This window comes from Microbacterium sp. (assembly GCF_047606685.1).
In the GTDB taxonomy this organism is placed as follows: domain Bacteria; phylum Actinomycetota; class Actinomycetes; order Actinomycetales; family Microbacteriaceae; genus Microbacterium.
The window spans coordinates 1-6,386 of the sequence record NZ_JASGEC010000099.1 but is presented as its reverse complement, the minus strand read 5'-3'; the positions used below and the strand labels follow the sequence as shown (position 1 = coordinate 6,386).

General features: G+C 74.8%; 7 protein-coding genes and 1 pseudogene. 5 read left to right on the top strand and 3 right to left on the bottom strand.

The window, feature by feature from the left end; all coding sequences use genetic code 11:
* A partial coding sequence (locus QM611_RS11965) for a 2-phosphosulfolactate phosphatase (protein ID WP_415080145.1) occupies window positions 1-348 on the top strand: 348 nt, incomplete at its 5' end.
* Window positions 349-472: 124 nt separating this feature from the next.
* Here QM611_RS11965 and QM611_RS11960 read toward each other — a convergent pair.
* From QM611_RS11960 to QM611_RS11950, 3 genes are all read right to left on the bottom strand, one after another.
* Window positions 473-961: a SprT-like domain-containing protein gene (locus QM611_RS11960; protein ID WP_415080144.1), complete on the bottom strand. Its 489-nt coding sequence runs from the start codon at window positions 959-961 to the stop codon at window positions 473-475.
* Between the two features lie 29 nt (window positions 962-990).
* Complete coding sequence (locus QM611_RS11955) at window positions 991-1,515, bottom strand: tetratricopeptide repeat protein (RefSeq protein WP_415080143.1); 525 nt, start codon at window positions 1,513-1,515, stop codon at window positions 991-993.
* A gap of 106 nt (window positions 1,516-1,621) precedes the next feature.
* Window positions 1,622-2,488: a spermidine synthase gene (locus QM611_RS11950; protein ID WP_415080142.1), complete on the bottom strand. Its 867-nt coding sequence runs from the start codon at window positions 2,486-2,488 to the stop codon at window positions 1,622-1,624.
* Window positions 2,489-2,652: 164 nt separating this feature from the next.
* On the opposite strand from QM611_RS11950, the gene pxpA reads away from it, so the two are divergent.
* From pxpA to QM611_RS11930, 4 genes and pseudogenes are all read left to right on the top strand, one after another.
* On the top strand, window positions 2,653-3,408 hold the full coding sequence (pxpA, locus tag QM611_RS11945; protein WP_415080141.1) for a 5-oxoprolinase subunit PxpA: 756 nt from the start codon (window positions 2,653-2,655) through the stop codon (window positions 3,406-3,408).
* Window positions 3,402-5,138, top strand: coding sequence for a 5-oxoprolinase/urea amidolyase family protein (locus tag QM611_RS11940; protein ID WP_415080140.1), 1,737 nt, complete (start codon window positions 3,402-3,404; stop codon window positions 5,136-5,138). The genes pxpA and QM611_RS11940 overlap by 7 nt, the downstream gene beginning before the upstream one ends.
* Window positions 5,139-5,147: 9 nt before the next feature.
* Entirely contained in the window at window positions 5,148-5,720 is a 573-nt protein-coding gene (locus QM611_RS11935) for a hypothetical protein (RefSeq protein WP_415080139.1), read from the top strand.
* A 240-nt stretch (window positions 5,721-5,960) separates the two neighbouring features.
* Window positions 5,961-6,386 (top strand): annotated as a pseudogene (locus QM611_RS11930) (DNA-directed RNA polymerase subunit beta); the annotation flags it as partial.

The following is a 6,386-nucleotide window of genomic DNA, read 5'->3' as shown; positions in this document are numbered from 1 at the left end:
GCCGGCGCCGTGCTGGCCGAGCAGGCGCGCCGCGCCGCGCGCACGAGCGTCGCGGTGGTCGCCGTGGGCGAGACGGCGCCGGACGGCCGGTTGCGCTTCGCCGTCGAAGACCTGTTCGGCGCGGGGGCGATCGTCGACGCCCTCACGGCGCGCGGCATCGACCACACCGCGCCGGAGGCGGCGGCGGCCGCCGAGGCGTTCCGCGGCCTGCGCGGCGCGCTGCGGCACCTGCTCACGGCGAGCGGCTCGGGCCAAGAGCTGCTCGATCGCGGCGGCCGCGACGAGGTGCTGCACGCGGCCGAGCTCGACGCGACCGACGCGGTCCCCGCCCTCTTCGCCCCCCGCTGAACCCGTCCCATCCCGCCCCGCCCCTCCGCTGAGACTCCACGTGGCCGCCGAGACCGCGGTTGCCCCCACGGTCTCGGCGCTCAGCTGGAGTCTCACCGTCAGGCGGGGGCAGGCCGCGCGGGGGTCAGCGCGGGGTGGCGGCCGCCATCCGGGCCGCCCGCGTGATCTGGCGGCGCGTCCACCGGAACGCGAACCGCTCGTCAAAGCGCGGCGCGCACTTCGAGCACGACGTGGGCCTGGTCGGCCGCCGGTGCCGATAGGCGACATGCCCGTTGGGGCACACCCCGACCCATGGCGCGAGCTCGGTCGCCGTCTCGCCGTTGTGCGTGGTGCCGCCGACGTAGCCGAGGTCGCGCGCGATCGCCGCCCACTGCGGGCCGTGCCCCGCGCGCGCCCCGGCGAGCGCGTGCGCCACCTCGTGCAGCAGCGTCTGGTGGTTGGTGTCGTCGTCGTACCGGGCGGCGAGGTAGCGCGAGACGCTGATGCGCTTGCGCGCGTAGTCGCACAGCCCGGCGCGCCGCTTGGCGTTGTCGAAGCCGAACGACCACGACTCGTCGAGGTGCAGGCGGATCAGAGCGTCGGCCCAGGCGCGCACGCGGTGCAGATCAGACATGCCGTGAGCGTAGAACGGGCGTCCGACACTCAGGCGATCGCGACGGCGGCGCGGTGGCGGTCCACCGTGTCGATGGCGAGGATCGTCGACTCCAGCTGATCGTCGGGCACGCCGAGCTCCTGCCGCATGAACAGCGCCTGCTTGAAGTCCGAGCGCGCCTCGTCATAGTCGCCCGCGTCGAAGTGCACGCGGCCGCGGTGCTGGAGAGCGAACGCGGCGATCGATCCCCAGCCCTGCCCCTCGGCCTCCGCGGCGCACGTCGTGAGCTCGTGCAGCGCCGCCTCGAACGCGCCGAGCCGCTGGTTCACGCTCGCGTGCAGGATGCGCGCCCGCAGCAGGTCTTTGCGGGTGCCGCCCATGCGGGCCACGCGCACCGACTCTTCCGAGATCACCAGGGCGTCCTCGGGCCGGCCGAGCACCTTCAGCAGCCACACGCGCTCGAGCAGCGCCGGCAGGCTGCGCTGCTCGCCGATCTCGTCGAGGCGCTCGCGGCACGCGCGCACGTCGACCACTTCGCGCAGGGTCTTGGCGTCCCATCCCTTGATGTAGCTCACGCTCGACTCCTCTCGTGACGGCTCGACCTTCAGTCTGCCTGCCGCGCCCGCGCCGCCGGTCGTGGCACGCCGAGCCGTGGCATCCTTCCCGCCCCGAGCGCCCGTGTCAGCGCTCGAAGACGGACGCCGCGGGTCGAGGCGACGCCGTGGCGTCGGCGTCGGTGGCCGTCCGCGCGCCGCGCGTGAACTCGTCGAGTTCTGCGCCGTGGGCGACTTTGGCCGGGTGCGGGCCGGCGGCCATGAGCCGCGGCAGCCACGGTGTTGGCAGCGGTGCGGGCGACGCGGCGACCACGAGGTTGCCGAACCGCCGGCCCTTCAGGGTCTGCACCTCGGCGAGCACGACGACATGCTCCAGCACCGCCCGCACTGTGGCGACCTGGCGCCGCGCGAACGCGAGCCCCGCGCCGTCGGCGACGTTGACGAGCAGCACGCCGTCGGGCGCGAGCAGCCGCGCCGCCGCCGTATAGAACTCGACGCTCGTGAGGTGCGCGGGGGTCTGCGACCCGGCGTACACGTCCGACACGAGCAGGTCCACGGCGCCGGCCAGTCCGGCGGGGAGTCGGCCGAGCGTCTCGCGGGCGTCGCCGACGCGCGTGCGGATGGCGGCGCCGCGGGGCAGCGGCAGATGCTCTTTCACGAGGTGGACGAGGGACGCCTCCAGCTCGACGACCTGCTGGCGCGAGCCCGGCCGCGTGGCCTCGACGTAGCGCGGGATCGTCATGGCGCCGGCGCCGAGGTGGACGGCGGTGAGCGCCTGCCCCGGCATCCGCAGCAGGTCGATGACCGCGCCCATGCGGGCGACGTACTCGAAGTGCAAGTGGGTCGGGTCGTCGAGGTCGACGTGCGACTGGGGCGTGCCGTCGACGTCGAGCTCCCAGCCTGGCACGAAGCGCGAGCGCACGATGCGCGCGATCGAGCCGTCGGACAGCCGCGCTTGCGGCGACTCGTCGGGCTCGTAGCGGGCGCGTGCCATCCCTCCAGGCTACGCAGTGCTCGTTGTGCCGCGCTCTGGTGCGGCACAACTCCTCCTCGCCGCGCAACAGGGCGCGGCGGCCTCGCGAGATTGCGCGTGTCCGGGGAGCTGCGGGTCGCAGATAGGAGGAGTTGTGCGGACGCGCGCAGCGTTACCGTGGACCCATGGCGCGCATCGACCTCAACGCCGACCTGGGCGAGACCGTCGACGGGGTGCCCACCGCCGACGACGAGGCGATGTTCGCGGTGGTCTCCAGCGCGAGTGTCGCGTGCGGCGGGCACGCCGGCGACGCCCGGTCGATGCGCGAGGCGGTCGCGCGCGCAGCGCGGCACGGGGTCGCGGTCGGCGGCCACCCGTCCTTCCCCGACCGGGCGGGCTTCGGGCGCGCGCCGATCGCGATCGAGCCCGCCGCGCTGCGCGCCACGGTCGCCGAGCAGCTGGCCGCGCTGGCCGCCGTGGGCGCCGACATCCGCTACGTCAAGCCGCACGGCGCGCTGTACCACGCCGCCGGGGCGGACCCCGCGACCGCCGCGGCGGTGGTCGCCGCGATCGCCGGGCTCTCCGACCGGGTCGGCCGGGCGGTGCCGGTGCTCGCGCTCGGCGACGCGCTCGCCGCAGCTGCCGCCGCGGCGGGCTTGCCGTTCGTGCGCGAGGCGTTCCTCGACCGCGGCTACCGCGCCGACGGCAGCCTCGTGCCGCGGGGCGAGGCCGGCGCGCTGCTGTCCGACCCCGCGACCGTGGCGGCGCGCGCGGTGCGGCTCGCCCGCGACGGCGTGGTCGAGGCGGTGGACGGCTCGCTCGTGCGCGCGGATGCCGCATCCCTCTGCGTGCACGGCGACTCGCCGTCGGCCGTCGCGATGGCGCAGGCTGTGCGCGCGGCGCTCGACGACGCCGGCGTCGAGGTGCGCGCGCCGTGGTGAGTGCACCCGCCTCCCGCCGCGTCCTGCCGATGGGAGACCGGGCCGTCCTGGTCGAAGTCGACACGCTCGGCGAGGTGCTCGCGCTGCACGGCGCGCTGGCGGCATCCGCCCCTCCCGGCGTCGTCGAGATCGTGCCGGCCGCGCGCACGATCCTCGTGGCGCTCGATGTGCGCGTGCTGTCCGTGTCGGCCGCGCGCGCGTGGATCGAGCGGGCCGAGCCCGGGGGAGGGCGGGATGGCGCGGCCGCGCCGCTCGTCGAGCTCGACATCGTGTACGACGGCCCCGACCTCGCCGACACGGCGGCGCTTCTCGGCATCACCGCGCACGAGCTCGCGCGGCGGCACGCCGCCGCCGAGTGGCGGGTGGCGTTCACGGGCTTCGCGCCGGGGTTCGGGTACCTCGTGAGCGACGACTGGACCCACGACATCCCGCGCCTCGCGTCGCCGCGCACGCGCGTGCCCGCGGGCGCGGTGGGGCTCGCGGCGGGCTTTTCCGGCGCGTATCCGCGCGAGACGCCGGGCGGATGGCGCCTCATCGGCACGACCGCGGCGCCGCTGTTCGATCCCGCAGCGTCGCCGCCCGCCTTGCTCGCCCCCGGCGCCCGCGTGCGCTTCCGCCCGACCGCCGAGCCGTCGCCCGAGCCGTCGCCGGAGCCGTCGCCGTCGCCGTCCCGCGACGGTCGCCGAGACACGCGCTCTGCGCCGAAACCCACCTCGCGCGCCGAGACCCACACCGGGGAGCTGGGTCTCGGCGGCGGGGGTGGGTCTCGCGACACCTCGCGGGGTCTCGGCGGCGGGGGTGGGTCTCGCGACACCTCGCGGGGTCTCGGCGGCGGGGGTCTCGGCGGCGGGAGTGAGGCGCCCGGGGTGCGCGTCGTCGAACCGGGGCTGCTGGCCACCGTGCAAGACCTCGGCCGGCCCGGCCAGGCCGCGCAGGGCATCGCCCGCTCCGGAGCGTTGGATCGGGCGGCGCTGCGCACCGCGAACCGGCTCCTCGGAAACCCCGAGGGCGCCGCGGGCGTCGAAGTCACGATGGGCGGCTTAAGCGCGGTCGCCGAGCGCGACACGTGGTTCGCCGTTGCGGGGGCGTGGGGGCCCGTGCTGCTCGACGGGCGCCCGGTCGACCCGTACGAGCCGCACGCGTGGCCGGCCGGCGCCGAGCTGCGCCTGGACGGGTTCGCGCACGGCGCGCGGGCCTACCTCGCCGTGCGCGGCGGCGTCCACACACCGCTCGTGGCGGGCTCGCGCTCGTCCGACCTCATGGCCGGCCTCGGCGCGCCGCCGTTGCGCGCGGGCGACCTCCTCGCGATCGGGGCGCCCGCGGCATCCATTCCCGTGCTCGACATCGCGCCGTGGGGCGTGCCGCTCGACGACGAGTTCGTCGTCGAGCTCGCGCCCGGCCCTCGCGCGGACTGGTTCTCGGCGCCCGCCCGCGCCCTGCTGTTCGAGAGCGTGTGGACCGCCACGAGCGACGCGAGCCGCGCCGGGATGCGCCTCGACGGCCCCGAGCTCGACCGCGTCCGTGCCGGCGAGCTGCCGAGCGAGGGCATGGTCCCCGGCGCATTGCAGGTGCCGCCGGCCGGCCGGCCGGTCGTGCTGCTCGCCGACGGACCGGTGACCGGCGGCTATCCGGTGGTCGCGGTGGTGACGGATGCCTCGCTCGACGCGCTCGCGCAGGCCCGGCCGGGCACCCGCATCCGGTTCCGGCACGCGCGCCCGCCGCTGCGATAGCCTGGGGCGATGTCTCGCCTCACCATGCCCGCGGCGCTCGTGCTCGGCGTCTCGCTCGCACTCGCCGGCTGCGCCACCACGGGCCCACAGGCCACCACATCGGCGTCCCCGGCCGCCGAGACCACCGTCGCGCCCGCGGTCGGCGAGACCATCTCGGGCACCGGCTACAGCTACACGGTGCCCGAAGGCTGGGGAGTGCCCGACCCGATCGAAGGCTACGACCCCGACAGCTTCGCCGCCGACCTCGACGACACCGACGGGTTCTCCGACAACGTCAACGTCATCGTGTCGCCGGCGGGCGTGGTCACACCCGACGAGGTCGAGTCGGCCGGCTTCGACGAGCTGGAGTCCGTCGGGGCCACCGACGTCACGGTGGGCGAGCGCGTCACGGTCGCCGGCAGCGAGTCGGCGCACCTTTCGGCGAGCATGTCTGCCAACGGCCAGGAGTACGTGATCGAGCAGTACTACACGACCGACGACCAGCAGACCTACGTCGTCACGTTCTCGTTCAGCTCGTCGGTGCCGCAGGCCGACCGCGAGGCGCTCGCCGCGTCGGTGCTCGCCACCTGGACGTGGGAGTGAGCGGCGCGCGTTTATACCGCAGCATCCCGCAGTCGTCAAGAACCCGACTGGACACGGCGCGTCCGCACCCGTATAGTAGGTAGTTGCGCTCTGCGATTCCCCCTGCCCTCATATGGTGGTCGGCTGTGCCTGCGCTCCCTCGGCAGCGAGGTGTGACGCACAGGCTCGGGGGAACGAACGAGCACTCCACCCCTACGACGAGGAACACGAGCCCTGCCTGGGCCCACGGAGGTAATCCCCTTGGCTGCTGCGCGCAACGCATCCAACCCCACCACCACACCCAAGAACGGCCGCGGAGCATCCCGCCTCTCGTTCGCCAAGATCTCCGACACGCTGACGGTCCCCGACCTGCTCGCGTTGCAGACCGAGTCCTTCGACTGGCTCGTCGGCAACGACGCGTGGAAGCAGCGCGTCGCCGCCGCCACGAAGGCCGGCCGCAACGACGTGCCGCAGATCAGCGGCCTGGAGGAGATCTTCGAGGAGATCTCCCCGATCGAAGACCTCAGCGAGACGATGCAGCTGAGCTTCACGAACCCGTATCTGGAGCCGGAGAAGTACTCGATCGACGAGTGCAAGGAGCGCGGCAAGACCTACGCCGCGCCGCTGTACGTCGAGGCCGAGTTCATGAACCACCAGACCGGCGAGATCAAGACGCAGACGGTCTTC